The sequence below is a fragment of the Streptomyces sp. sk2.1 genome, assembly GCF_008120935.1.
Taxonomy (GTDB): Bacteria; Actinomycetota; Actinomycetes; order Streptomycetales; family Streptomycetaceae; genus Streptomyces.
In genome coordinates this window covers 52626-65333 of record NZ_RDBO01000091.1, presented here as the reverse complement: position 1 = coordinate 65333, position 12708 = coordinate 52626, and the positions used below count along the sequence as shown (strand labels likewise).

The 12708-nt window shown below is 68.6% G+C and carries 16 protein-coding genes; 12 read left to right on the top strand and 4 right to left on the bottom strand.

Features of this window, described 5'->3' with window-relative positions:
• Positions 1–115: 115 nt before the first annotated feature.
• Both EAO76_RS40390 and EAO76_RS40385 read left to right on the top strand, forming a co-directional pair.
• Entirely contained in the window at positions 116–589 is a 474-nt protein-coding gene (locus EAO76_RS40390) for a hypothetical protein (protein WP_148841224.1), read from the top strand.
• Positions 590–1330: 741 nt separating this feature from the next.
• Positions 1331–1609 (top strand): hypothetical protein, encoded by a 279-nt coding sequence (locus EAO76_RS40385; RefSeq protein WP_148841223.1) that lies wholly within the window; start codon positions 1331–1333, stop codon positions 1607–1609.
• Between the two features lie 245 nt (positions 1610–1854).
• Here EAO76_RS40385 and EAO76_RS40380 read toward each other — a convergent pair whose 3' ends face one another.
• The gene (locus EAO76_RS40380) at positions 1855–2616 is read right to left on the bottom strand and encodes a hypothetical protein (RefSeq protein WP_148841222.1); all 762 of its coding nucleotides are present in this window, start codon (positions 2614–2616) and stop codon (positions 1855–1857) included.
• A gap of 480 nt (positions 2617–3096) precedes the next feature.
• Here EAO76_RS40380 and istA point away from each other — a divergent pair, with 480 nt between their 5' ends.
• A complete protein-coding gene (gene istA / locus EAO76_RS40375; RefSeq protein WP_262376161.1) occupies positions 3097–4662 on the top strand; it encodes an IS21 family transposase in 1566 nt (521 codons plus the stop codon).
• Between the two features lie 13 nt (positions 4663–4675).
• Positions 4676–5470 carry an IS21-like element helper ATPase IstB gene (istB, locus tag EAO76_RS40370; RefSeq protein WP_148841221.1) on the top strand — a complete coding sequence of 265 codons (795 nt, stop codon included), beginning with the start codon at positions 4676–4678 and terminating at the stop codon, positions 5468–5470.
• A gap of 631 nt (positions 5471–6101) precedes the next feature.
• Here the strand turns inward: istB and EAO76_RS40365 are convergent.
• Positions 6102–6311, bottom strand: coding sequence for a hypothetical protein (locus tag EAO76_RS40365; RefSeq protein WP_148841220.1), 210 nt, complete (start codon positions 6309–6311; stop codon positions 6102–6104).
• A gap of 220 nt (positions 6312–6531) precedes the next feature.
• Here EAO76_RS40365 and EAO76_RS40360 point away from each other — a divergent pair, with 220 nt between their 5' ends.
• The 3 genes from EAO76_RS40360 (at position 6532) to EAO76_RS45590 (ending at position 8588) form a co-directional block, all read left to right on the top strand.
• Positions 6532–6738 carry a hypothetical protein gene (locus tag EAO76_RS40360; RefSeq protein ID WP_148841219.1) on the top strand — a complete coding sequence of 69 codons (207 nt, stop codon included), beginning with the start codon at positions 6532–6534 and terminating at the stop codon, positions 6736–6738.
• A gap of 180 nt (positions 6739–6918) precedes the next feature.
• Positions 6919–7191 carry a DUF6225 family protein gene (locus EAO76_RS40355; RefSeq protein ID WP_148841218.1) on the top strand — a complete coding sequence of 91 codons (273 nt, stop codon included), beginning with the start codon at positions 6919–6921 and terminating at the stop codon, positions 7189–7191.
• 95 nt (positions 7192–7286) lie between these two features.
• A complete protein-coding gene (locus EAO76_RS45590; RefSeq protein WP_222872248.1) occupies positions 7287–8588 on the top strand; it encodes a hypothetical protein in 1302 nt (433 codons plus the stop codon).
• A gap of 98 nt (positions 8589–8686) precedes the next feature.
• Here the strand turns inward: EAO76_RS45590 and EAO76_RS40345 are convergent, their stop codons facing one another.
• Together EAO76_RS40345 and EAO76_RS40340 are read right to left on the bottom strand one after the other, a co-directional pair.
• A complete protein-coding gene (locus EAO76_RS40345) occupies positions 8687–8992 on the bottom strand; it encodes a hypothetical protein (RefSeq protein WP_148841217.1) in 306 nt (101 codons plus the stop codon).
• Positions 8993–9000: 8 nt separating this feature from the next.
• On the bottom strand, positions 9001–9384 hold the full coding sequence (locus tag EAO76_RS40340; protein WP_262376158.1) for a hypothetical protein: 384 nt from the start codon (positions 9382–9384) through the stop codon (positions 9001–9003).
• A gap of 406 nt (positions 9385–9790) precedes the next feature.
• On the opposite strand from EAO76_RS40340, the gene EAO76_RS40335 reads away from it, so the two are divergent.
• The 5 genes from EAO76_RS40335 (at position 9791) to EAO76_RS40315 (ending at position 12519) form a co-directional block, all read left to right on the top strand.
• Positions 9791–10102 (top strand): MazG-like family protein, encoded by a 312-nt coding sequence (locus EAO76_RS40335; RefSeq protein ID WP_148841216.1) that lies wholly within the window; start codon positions 9791–9793, stop codon positions 10100–10102.
• A gap of 45 nt (positions 10103–10147) precedes the next feature.
• On the top strand, positions 10148–10600 hold the full coding sequence (locus tag EAO76_RS40330; RefSeq protein ID WP_148841215.1) for a hypothetical protein: 453 nt from the start codon (positions 10148–10150) through the stop codon (positions 10598–10600).
• Entirely contained in the window at positions 10597–10890 is a 294-nt protein-coding gene (locus EAO76_RS40325; RefSeq protein WP_148841214.1) for a hypothetical protein, read from the top strand. Before EAO76_RS40330 ends, EAO76_RS40325 begins: the two co-directional genes overlap by 4 nt.
• Positions 10887–11324, top strand: coding sequence for a hypothetical protein (locus tag EAO76_RS40320; protein ID WP_148841213.1), 438 nt, complete (start codon positions 10887–10889; stop codon positions 11322–11324). The genes EAO76_RS40325 and EAO76_RS40320 overlap by 4 nt, the downstream gene beginning before the upstream one ends.
• A gap of 340 nt (positions 11325–11664) precedes the next feature.
• Positions 11665–12519, top strand: coding sequence for a helix-turn-helix domain-containing protein (locus EAO76_RS40315; RefSeq protein WP_148841212.1), 855 nt, complete (start codon positions 11665–11667; stop codon positions 12517–12519).
• Positions 12520–12708 lie beyond the last annotated feature (189 nt).

Sequence of the window (12708 nt, the reverse complement as noted above, 5' to 3'; positions counted from 1 at the left end):
GCCCCAATCGCGAGCAGCAGATTGACGCCTGGACTCTGATTCGACATCTCGCTGCCGTCCTTCCTTCCCCGCAGGCGCGTCCGACGAAGCGACGGGAGGGAAGGACGGCAGCGAGATGTCGAATCAGAGTCCAGGCGTCAATCTGCTGCTCGCGATTGGGGCAGAGAATCCGAAGTTCTTGCTCACGGGCAAAACGCTCACCGATCAAGGGCTGACCGTGACCGGCATGCTGCTGGAAGGCTGGACTGAGGAGCAACTGCGGCATGTCGTTGCTGGCCGGGCGTTGCCGGAGCAGGTGAAGACGACGGTCGGCGCGATTGTGGCCAGGCGACTGCGTGACGCCATCGTCGGGCCACCGCCGTCAATGGTTCCGAAGCTGCCTGCCCAGGCTGCTGAGCCTTTCGGTACCGCCCGCGGCAGTGAGGAAACGTGGACGCCTCCTGGCTGGACGGACCAGGCGGCCATCGACTTGCAGCGCGTCAGCGTCGAATGCAACGGGGAGGACGGCATGTGTGGGCGCCCCGTCCGCCCCGGCTCGTCGTTCTGCTGGGAGTGCTCTGCCGTGTACGGGATCAGTGGCCCGCACTGAGATAGCGCGGGGCCGACGAAAAGCTCAGCCCCGCGTCCAGTCGGTGCTTCCGCCTCGTTCTAACAACCCGTCGCCCGCTGTTACCCGGGAGGTATATCCGTGTCCAACCCATCCCTGCCGATTTCTCACCCGAGATTGCGTCAGTCCCCTCAGCAGGCCGAGGCAGCGTTCCGGGCCCGCCTCGCAGAGCTGGGCGCAATTTTGCTAGAGCCGTTGTGGCTCGGGGTGAACACTCCGCACCGGGTGCGCTGCGCCGCCGGCCACGACTGCGCGCCGCAACCGGCAAGCGTGCGAAAGGGGCGGGGGGTGTGCCGGACCTGCGCTGGACGTGATCCGCAGGCAGCTGAAACCGCGTTCCGCGCCCGACTTACAGAGTTGGGCGCGACTTTGGCAGAGCCGGCCTGGCTCGGAGTGAACGCCCCTCATCGGGTTCGGTGTGCCGCCGGTCACGACTGCGCGCCGAACCCGGGAAATGTGCGAAACGGCGACGGGGTGTGCCGGACCTGTGCCGGGAAGGATCCAAAGGTGGCGGAGGCAGCGTTTCGGGCCCGCCTCACAGAACTGGGTGCGACCCTGCTCGAGTCAACCTGGCTCGGAGCGAACGTTCCGCACCGGGTGCGCTGTGCTGATGGCCACGACTGCGCACCCCGACCGGGAAATATCCGCGACGGGGACGGTCTCTGCCGAGCTTGCTCTGGAAGAGCATGGGATGCCCTGTATGTCGTTGCCAGTGATGTCGACGTGGTGAAGTTCGGGATCACGTCCGGGGACCCTCGGCCCCGGCTCCGTGCCCATCGGCGGAACGGCCTGGATCAGGTACTGCGGCTCTTCACTGGCCTGCCTGACGGCGTTGCTCGCGCACTTGAGAACAACATCATTGCCGCGCTGCGGGATGCCCGCGAGGAGCCCATACAGGGTCGGGAGTATTTCTCATCCCGGGCGCTGCCACTGATCCTGGACCTCATCGACCACCACCCAGCGATCCGTGCGCTGGGCCCGACTGTCACGCCGCAGGATTGACTCGTCCTCACCTCACAGCACCACGCAGAAGGCCCGGAGCATTCTCTGCTCCGGGCCCTTTCCCCTCGGGCAACCGGTACTGCTCGGTCCAGAAACCAGCCGGCTTCCCGTACACCACACAGTCCGCATCACAGCGCCAGCACTCGAACTCGAAATTCACGCTGCCCTTCCTGCCCCGACCGCAGGGCCGTCATTCTTCGTGGAAGCGGGCAGGGCAGGACCTCAGTCGAATTCAGGACGGCCTGTCAGGCGGACACCCCCACCAGCAAGGACAAGCCGATACGCCCGTAGAGGGTGTCTGGGCGGCGTCCGGCCGTTCCGTGGTGGTAGGCAAGTACTGCACTGGTCAGCCATTCGCGGGCCGTGCTCAGTTCCTCGGCTTCTTCCCGCAGGAACTGTTCCGCCCATGACGGGAGCGTGCCCGCAGCACTGCGGAGCGCGCCGTGAAGGCCGTCCAGTGCGGCGAACCACTCGTCCTGGAGCCCGACCAGGTCCCGAACCAGGCGGTCAACGGCTGCGAACCCTCCTTCTGCCGCTTCTTTCCGCAGGTCAGATTCCTGGAGGAGGCCCCAGCGCAGTTCCCTCGTACGGTCCACGTACGTGGCGACGTCCGCCCGCGATTCCGCCGGCACGGTTCTGTACTGGCTGCTGCCCCATGCGGCGTCGAAGTAGTTCGCGTGCCAGGCCGTTCCGTGCGGCTGGAGGCTCAAGCGGACCTCCAGATCGCCACTGCTGATGGTGTGGAGATCTCCGTTGACCTCGCACCAGCAACCACCGGGGTTGAAGCACGCTTCGACGGTTTCCTTGACTTCGTCCAGTCTGCCGCCGTGCCCTCGGAGCAGCTCCGTTGACGCACTCGCTACTGGACGCCCTCGGACCAGGAGCTTCAGTTCTGAGAGATCGACCGCTTTCATGTATGTCTGTTTTCTTGCGGTCCTGACATACCGGTCGCCTGTGGCCTTCTGCGTCTTGCGCACGGCGGCCTTGCGTTTCTTGTCCCGGGTCACGACATTCCTCCTACGGCATGCCCACGCCCATGCTGTAGCAGGGGCCATCAAGTTGAGGTGCCGCGCGAGTCCGAGACCCTTGTCCGCGCGCCGGGGCGTGGGTGCTTGTCCGGCCGGGATTCTGGCAGACGCGTTCTGCCGCCCGCCGACAGTAGCGCACCCTGAGCTGCTCCATGACCGTGACGCTCGAGCCGACTCCGCCTCGCGTGGCGGTCGGCAGCGTTATACGCCCCCTGGGGCGCCGTACGGCCACTCGGGCGCACGAGGGGCCGGGTGGCTTTGTAGGTGAGTTCCAGGAACGTCTGATACTCAGCGGCGGGAACGTCCAGTTCCACGGGAGAGTGATGTTGCCGAGTTTCGGGAACACCTCGGTGCTTGCTTCGGGACCATGGTTGTGCTCTGCACGACGAGGGGGCCGGGGTGCTGCCGAAGTCCAAGGTCGATCTGTACGCGGCGATCCGCCGTGACGCCGGGACCGGCATGTCGGTGCGTGCTCTCAAGCGGAAGTACGGTGTGGGCTACGAGACCGTGCAGAGGGCTTTGGCCTCCTCGTTGCCGGAGCCGCGGAAGAAGATGAGGCCGCGGGAGACGCGGCTGGACTCCTACAAGGCGGTGATCGATGCCATCCTCACGGCGGACCTGACCGCGCCGAGGAAGCAGCGGCACACCGTCAAGCGGATCTACGACCGGCTGCTGGACGAGCACGATGCCGTCGGTATCTCCTACCAGATGGTCCGCGGCTACGTCGCCGATCGCCGTCAGGAGATCCGGTTGCAGGCCGGCAAGGGAGTCGTGGACGCGTTCGTTCCGCAGACCCACAAGCCCGGTGCCGAGGCAGAGGTCGACTTCGGGGACGTCACGGTGAAGCTGGCTGGCGAGCTGGTGACCTGCTACCTGTTCGCGTTCCGGCTGTCGTACTCGGGCAAGGCCGTCCACCGCATCTTCGCTTCGGCCGGGCAGGAGGCGTTCTTCGAGGGCCACGTCCACGCTCTCAACGTGCTGGGCGGAGTGCCGGCCGGGAAAGTCCGCTATGACAACCTTAGGGCCGCGGTTGCCCAGGTCCTGGGCCTTTCACGCCGCCGGGTGGAAGCCGAACGCTGGACTGCCTTCCGTTCGCACTACGGCCTGGAAGCCTTCTACTGCCAGCCCGGCATTCGCGGCGCCCATGAGAAGGGCGGAGTCGAGGGCCAGATCGGCTGGTTCCGCCGCAACCACCTCGTCCCTGTCCCCGAAGTCGACACGCTCGCCGAGCTCAACGCGATGATCGATCGCTGGGACCAGCAGGACGACTCCCGCCGCATCCGGTCCCGTCCCCGCACTATCGGCGAGTACTTCGCAGCCGAGCAGCCGCTGCTGGCGCCTCTGCCGGAGGAGCCGTTCGAGACCGGGCGGCTCTCCACCCCGAGGGTCGACCGCTACAGCCAGATCTGTGTCCGGATGAACCGATACTCGGTGCCGGTCCGGCTGATCGGGCGGACCGTCCGGGTCATGCTGCATGCCTCCGAGCTGGTGGTCTACGACGGACGCGAGGAAGTCGCCCGGCATGAACGACTCATCGCCCGAGGTGCCACCCGCCTCGAGCTCGACCACTACCTCGAGGCTCTGATCCGGAAGCCGGGTGCTCTGCCCGGCGCCACCGCCCTCGACCAGGCTCGCGCTGCCGGCCGGTTCACCCCCATCCATGACGCCTGGTGGCAAGCCGCGGTGAAGGCCCACGGAGACCGCGAAGGCAATCGAGCCCTTATCGAAGTCCTCCTCCTGAGCCGCCACCTGCCCCATGAGCATCTCATCACCGGCCTTGCCTCCGCGCTGAAGACCGGCGCATTGACCGCAGACGCCGTCGCCCTGGAGGCCCGCAAGGCCGCTGACGCCGACGCCGAGCCCGAGGACTCGCCACAGCCACTCACCCCTGGAGGTCAGCCCGGTGTCGCTCCACTGCCAGCCGCCGTCCGGGCCCATCTGCCGCCCGACAGACGCCCGCTGCCCTCCGTCGCCCACTACGACCAGCTCCTGCGGCTCCGCCGCCCCGACCGCCCCACCCCCTGAAGAGGAGAACGTCGTGTCCCTTCCCCGCCAGCGAGGACTCACCGAGCAGGCCGCCACCACCGCCGTCGACCAGGCATGCAGGATGCTGCGGCTGCCGACCATCCGGTCCCAGTTCCCCGAACTCGCCGAGCAGGCCGAACGCGAGCAGATGTCCTACCTCGGCTTCCTCGCCGAACTCCTCCTCGCCGAGTGCGACGACCGGGCCCGTCGCCGCTCCGAGCGCCGAATCAAGGCGGCCGGGTTCCCCCGCGACAAGTCGCTGCGCAAGTTCGACTTCGACGCCAACCCCAACCTCGACCCGGCGATGGTCCACACCCTCGCCAAGTGTGAATGGATCAAGAAGGGCCTGCCCCTCTGCCTCATCGGCGACTCCGGCACCGGCAAGTCGCACCTGCTGATCGCTCTGGGCACCGAGGCCGCGATGGCCGGCTACCGGGTCAAGTACGTCCTGGCGACGAAGCTGGTCAACGAGCTCGTCGAGGCCGCCGACGAAAAGCAGCTGACCAAGACCATCGCCCGCTACGGCCGCGTCGACCTGCTCTGCATCGACGAGCTCGGCTACATGGAACTCGACCGACGCGGCGCCGAACTCCTCTTCCAGGTCTTGACCGAACGCGAGGAGAAGAACAGCGTCGCCATCGCTTCGAACGAGTCGTTCTCCGGCTGGACCAAGACCTTCACCGACCCCCGTCTCTGCGCGGCGATCGTCGACCGCCTCACCTTCGGCGGCAACATCATCGAAACCGGCACCGACTCCTACCGCCTCGCCACCACCCGAGCGCGCGCTGAACAGTATCCGGTCAGCTGAACCGATCCTGAGAACTTGATCTCTGCCGCAAACGAGCTCTAGAGTCGGGCGACCCAACGTCTTCCTCCTGGAAGTGTTCATGCCTCGCCGGTCACCGGGCGAGATCAGAGCGCAGCTCCCGCGACGCCGAACGCACCATCGGCGGGCACCCGTGATCCGCGGCTTGTCCGCCTCGGCAAACAGGCAGATCGCCTTCTTTGAACGAAGCCAGGGCCTCCCCGCAGGCGAGGTCGCACACTCGTTCCGCCGCTGGAATACGTCTGTCCGTCGACCGCGCGGAGAGCTCGAGCCGTTCTGCGAGCACGATTACACGGACCTCCGCAATGGCGACTACCACGTTCGCACGCTGCTGGAGATCACACTCCACGCTCTGAGGTCCAAGGCACGACGCGAGCTGAGCGCAGTCATCGGTCCCGCAGACGAACGCGTGCTTGACCGCACGCTCAACAACCCATTCGCACCCCCAGACCTCCCCTGGTGGATGCGTCGAATAAGTGTCTGAACCTCCAGCCGTTCCTGGTTCTGACCGACATCTCCAGGCACAACAGGGCAGAAGCGTTGCTAGCACTGGCCGACATTCGTTCTTCGTTCTCCCCTACGCAGCCAGCCGGGCGACAGTCGGACATGCCCCCTACGCCGCCCTCCCTCGCCGGTGCTGCGCCTCATCCGGGTCACCGACCGGCATGGTCGGCGAGTCGTCCTCGCCCCGGTTCCGGTCCTCGACCAGGCCGTCGTACGCCCAGTCCTCGCAGCATCTCTCGCACCACCACTCCCCAGGAGCGACGTGCACCAGGTCGTCGAACACCGACAGGCTGTGGCACTTCCCGCAGGATCCGCCCATGCTCCCGACAGTCCGTCCCGGCTCCGCCCCCGGGGAGGGGTCAGACGGGGCGCACAGGCGCTCAGACCCAGCTCGGGACCTTCCCCTGCACCACTCGGAACGCAGGCCACGGAACCCGCACACACCGCGTGGACACATCAACGGCACGAAGCCGAGGCACGCCTGCCTGACCGTTAGGCTGCCTCGCGCTGACCCCCCACCCACAGGAAAGGACGCACCCATGTCTCCCAACCCCGAAAGCTTCGAAACCGACGAGGCCGCGATGCAGCACGTTCTTGGTGAACTCGCCCGCGGCATGCTCGGCATCATGACCTACCTGGAGGGCCAGGCCGAGAAGAACGGCACCGACGCTCCCGGGGAGTGGATCCGGGAGCACATCAAGGATGCCGAGCGCATCATCCACGGCCGCCAGTGGTGGCTCCCGTGAAGGACGATCGCCGGGCACGGCGCCTGTTCAGGGACGGTACGGTGTTCCCCGGCTGGGTCCTGACTCACCACCGGTGATCGGCTTTTCACCCCAGCCCCCTGTGCCCCCGGACCAGCGCTCTGGCCCGGGGTACAGCCGTGTCTCCGCCAGCAACACCGCCCGGTTCGGCACTCTGAACCCATGACCGACGTCTTCGACCACGCCCCGCAGGTATGGAACGCCGCGCAGCTCCGCGAAGCGATCAAAGATCTGGCCGACGACACACCCATCCACATCGGTGTCGCCGAAGACCCCGGTGACTTCGACGGGTACCGCGAATCCGTCCTCGTCGACGCCCACCACGTCGAGAACTGGTGGCCGGCCACTGGGGCCACGCCCGAACGGTCCGAGAAGGAGAAGGCGCTCACCCTGTTCGCCGACTGGACGCCCGGGGAGTACGACCTCCTCGACTGAATCTGCCGCGTTCTCTCCTGGGCTGTCAGCGGCGGGCCCTATCGTGAGCACTCGAAAGGCTCGCCCTGCTTTGCCCGGCTGGGAAGATGGTCAGCATGCCCACACGGACGTCAAAAGCCCTCCAGTCCTGGCACGACCTGAATGACCGCCAGCAGGGCACCCTTGCCGTCATCTACGACCTGGACCAGGCGGCGGAGTCCGGCCGCCGGTCAAACGCGGCCCGCGGCGAGTACGACGATCGGCCTGCCATGGTCTGGCGCAGCATCGACTTCGCGCACGAACCCGCCCTGCGCAAAGTGTTCGGCTGGACACTGCTCCAGGAACGCTTGATGGGGCGCGGCTGGGACAACCAGGGCAACGGGTCCACCATGGCCGCCCTCGAGCGCCGGGGTCTCATCGCACGTGACGGCCGGCCCACCCGTTTCGGGTACATGCGCACCGTGCGGCTCACCCGGGAGGGTCGTGCCGCCGCCCGCGCCGGCACCAGCCTGAACCCCAAAGGGCCCCGCAAAGCCGCGCTCGGGCTCCGGTCCTGGGAAGTCCTCGTGCTGCTATGGTCCGCCCACCAACGCGGAAAACCCCTGAAATGGGGTTACTCCGTCACCATCGAACGCGCGCTGATCGAGAAGCATGTTCCGCCGCTGGCCTGCGCGGTCCCTGGCGGGTACGAGATCACCGGCCGGGGCCGCGACTTCTACCGTGAACACCATGCCGCGCACACGGCCGCGCACCCCACCGTCCGCGCACCCCACCCCGACGGCACCGACGCAGAACCATGGCCGCCCGCAGCAGACGAGATGCTCGCCCGGCACCGGCAGCTCTACCTCGTGCTGCTGACCGCATGGAAGGACGCGAGCGATGCCCGGCAGGCCGCCGACACGGAAGCCACCGCGCCACCCCCGGAGATGTCTGCCTCCGCCCCCGCTGCGGTTGTCGCCCAGGCCAAGACCCGGCACGAACTGTGGTCCGAGACGGCCCGGCAGCGCGCCGCGCTCGCCGCCGCGCACGCCGAAGACCTCCACGCCCGCACCGAACATGCCGCCCGTGCCTACGCCGTCGTGGCGCTCACCGCCTACCGTGCGGCCATCACCCAGACCAGCCCGCTCGACGGCATGGCGCCCCCCGAGCCCGAGCCCGACACCTGGGACGAGCCGCCCCTGCCCGCACCCGCGGAGACCGGCATCAACGCCATCGACAGCGAGGCCGCGAAGCTGCACGCGGCCGCCGCGGGCAGGCCCGTCAAGCGGCGGGGGCCAGCGCCCACACGGCGTACCCGCCGCGGGAACGTCCGTGTCATCGAGAAGCCGTCTGCCGAGCCCGGAGCGGCCCTGTACGCCCTCGCCGAGCACCTGCGCGGACACGTTGCGGGCGGAACGCTGGTACGGCGCCTTAGCTGACGCCCTATGCCGCGGTCCCGTGTCCGGCCTCGCACACGCCGAGATCCGGTTGTCGAGACCTTCAGGCGCGTACGACCGCCTGGGCTGGGGCAGGGCCGCTACCGGGTTGCTGTCACCCACCGAATCCAGCTCATCAGGCCCTGCGCTGCGGCCTGCTGCCGCGTCGGCCACTTCTCTCGTGTCCCGGTCGGGCCGAGGGCGGCGAGGTGCCACTTCCACCCGTCCCGGCCGCTACGCGACGAGCCCCCGTACGACGGCGTCACCACCACCAAGAGCGTGCCGTCTTCCGCAACCACGTCCCAGGTATGGCTGGTCGACCAGTCTCCGGCCTTCACCAGCTGCGCCGCATCAGCAATAGACCGCGCCTTTGTCGTGCTGAGCCGCTTCGGTCGTCCGGTAGTCATGCCCTGGATCATCCCAGGTCGACGACAGCCCAGATTCGGCGCCCGTCCGGCCCGGTGTCCGTACCGCACCCCGTCACCCCGGACACCGCGGTGATCTGGTGCAAGACGTCATCACCGCCAGGGGCGTGACCGGGTGTGAGGCTGGCCTGGTGGGAGAGGGCGAGGATGCACGCCTGACCGTCCTGGTCCGACAGGTGTACGGACACCCTCGCCCCGCCGTCGGCGACCGCCGCCTCGACGAGGAGCGTCGCCAGCGTCTCCACCGCGGTGACCGTGCCCGGGGCCAGCCGGTACCGCCACTTCCCCAACTGTCCCAGCACCGCGGTCCGGGCCTTCCCCGCCGCCCACGGCGCGGACTCCAGCGTCCAGTTCACACCGCGCCGGTTCCGCATGCCCACACCCCGCCGCGCTGTCCGCACCAAGGAGGCCGGCCCGCCCGCGGGGGCGTCCACCGTTTCCGGGCGGGGCGGCGAGACGGGCTTCTTCGGAGGCGGTGGGGTCTTCGGCGGGTACGACGGCGGCGTCGGGCTGGTTTCCACGGGCAGTGACACGGGGCCTCCAGGGGTCGGGGCGCGGGCCGTCCGTTTCAGCGTAGGCGCGACATGGGCGGCAGGGGCCGGTTCCGGCAGATGAGACCTGATGGTGCACGGGATGGGCCTCACCGCACCCATTTTCCTATGGCGTTCGCAATGCAAATTGGGGTAGAGTGAACCCCTACCCACCAACAGACCAGGGGCAGCAATCAGCCCGCCCAGCGCCACCCTGAAACCAGACCAGCACCCACCCACCGGAGCCTTAATGACCGACCACTGGACCACCATCCGCGAGCTTGTCGCCTGGCTCGACCAGCAGAACGGCCGCACCAACCAGGAGATCACCCTCCGCCTCCTCAAGCTCACCGAGGAGGCCGGGGAAGTCGCGCAGGCATGGATCGGCCACACCGGGCAGAACCCCCGCAAGGGCATCACCCACACCCGCGAGGACGTCGCCGACGAACTCTGCGACGTCATCGTCACCGCAGCCGTCGCCCTGGCCTCCCTCACGGACGACCCGGCCGGGCACCTGGACGCCAAGATCCGCCGGATCGCTGGCCGGCCCCGAACCCCGTGACCACGCAGTACGTCCACCCACCGTACCCACCACCAGGAGGACCCCGTGAAGTACCACTGCGACAACTGCGACGCCACGGTGACCGCGCCCACGGACACGGACACCGTCCGATGCCCCGGCTGTGGCGAGATGGCCGACAAGGTCACCGCACCCGCCGACGCGGTCTGGGCCGACAGCGACCCGCTGATGCAGGCCATCGCCGCCGCCGTGTGGGAGCAGTGCGGCACCGAGAACAGCATCGTCGTAGACGACCCGCGCACCATCGCGGCGGTCGCCGCCACGGTGGCCCGACAGATCCTCGGCACCACCGACCAGCCGTGCGGAAGCCGGTCGCTGCCGACCTACGCGCAAGGCGTGCTGCGCTGCGTTCTGGCCACCAGGCACGCCGGGCCGTGCCAGAGCGCCACCCGGTTTCCCTACGTCTCGTGGCCCAACCCGTCGTACGGCGTGTGGAACACCGAGACCGCCCCCGCCGTGACCGAGGAGCCGGGCCGATGAGCCTCACCCTCGCTGTCCTGGCCGCGCTCACCGCTGGATACGGGCTCGGCCGCTACAAGCCCCTCCACCGTGCCTCTGACTGGGCGAACTGGCAGCACTACGGCAAGCGCCCCACCGGCCCTCGCTACTGGGCGGTCTACACGGTCCTGTCCGCCGAGAACATCGCCTGGCTGCTCGCCCACCCGGTGAAGGGCTGGGACGCGTGGAAGCACCGCCACGACCCGACCCCGCCGAAGTCGCCGCCCCTCTGCTTCCGCACCGACAACGCCACCGAGGAGACGACCCGATGAGCGACCGAAGCGACCGTGACCACCTGCTGCACATCGTCGACCGCGCCCGACGCGGCGCCGCGATCCCCGCCGAGCTCGATCAGCTGGCCGCCGGAATCGCCGAGTTGGAGGCCGAGACCGCCAAGCTCATCCGCTGGCACCGCGAAGACGGCACCGCCCTCGCCAAGGCCCGGCGGGCCGTCGAGCACCTCGCCGACCGCTACCGAGGCGCCGAGGTCGTCGTCGAGCGACTGCGGACCCGCCTGGCGGAGGAAGCCGAGGACCGGCAGCAGGCCGAAGCCGCCATCGCCCGCGCGCGGGCCGAGCTGCACGCCCTCAACTCCGAGACCCGACTCAACCCCGTCGCCATGGCGGGCCGCCGAGACGCCGTCGCCCGCATCCGCGCCGCCCTCGATGAGCCGCACGCTGGGGTCCGGCCTGACGGTAAGCCGTGAATATCTGACGGTCCGTAAATCTCAACCCAAAGCCTTGGGGAGAATGGCAGGGAGAGCGCGAACGACACCGGGCTGCGAAGTTTCCGACCACACACATCGGAATACCGGCACCGCTCCCACGCTCACCCCAGTACCTATGCCACGGGATGTGCGGCTCCCGTACTGCGGCAAATCAAACCGGCCGACCAGCAGGAAACCCGCTGGTCGTGACCGCGTCCCGCACATCATGACGCACACTCACCCCGGAAATCTTCGGGCACTTTTTATTACGAAACCCGGCATGACTATTTAGACTCCGACGGGTTCAACACGGCAACACCACGGGGGGATTGTCTACACAATGCACAAAAAGTCGCTACGTCAGTTCCTGAGAGACCGGCGCGCCCGCATCACCCCGGAATCCGTCGGCCTCACCCGCCCCACCGGCCAGGGCCGCCGCGCCGCCGGCCTGTCCCAGCAACAAGTCGACCAGCTCCTCGGCCGCGGCATCCACACCTGCAACCGCCTCGAGACCGGCCGCTACCCCAACCCCCCGGCCGACCTCCTGCGCGACCTCGCCACCCTCTACCACCTCGACGAACACGAATGGGTCATGCTCCACCGGTACGCCCTCGAGCAGGACCCGCCCGCACCCCTCCACCCCGAGTCCGGGTACCAGGTCACCGGGGCATGGCAGGAAGCCGTCGACGGAGTCGGGCACATGGCGTACGTGTCCGACGCGGCGTGGCACATCCTCGCCCACAACCAAGCCCTGCCCGGCATGTTCCCCTCCCGCCGGGTGCCGGAGAACATCCTGCGGTGGATGTGCCTGTCCGGCGAGGCCCGGACCGTCCTCGCGGACTGGGCGAACGCGTGGGCGCCCCGCGTCCTGCCCCAGCTGCGGGCCGCGCTCGCTGCCCGCCGAGACCCCTGCCTCCAGCAGCTCGAGCAGGACATCCTCAGCGACCCGGTCGCCGGCCCCCTGTACGAGGCCCCCGGGATCGGTGTCGTGAACCACCCCGACGGTGATGAGCGGCCCATGAATCACCCCGTGCACGGGCCAGGGTGGGTGACCATGTGCTCCGCGTCCCCGGACTCCAGTCCCGGCGCCCGTCTCATGATCCTGGTGTTCCGGCAGGGCCCGCGCCGTGCCGTGCCGCGCCCGGTCCTCCGCTGCGACCACACCCGCACCACCACCCACACCAACCCCACGTAAACCAGCCAGGGGCAGCGTTTCAGCCACCCGGGGCTAGGTTGAGCGGACTTGCCCCCGGCCCCGCGGAGGACCGGGCGCGGCACGGCACGGCGCGGGCCCTGCCGGAACACCAGGATCATGAGACGGGCGCCGGGACTGGAGTCCGGGGACGCGGAGCACATGGTCACCCACCCTGGCCCGTGCACGGGG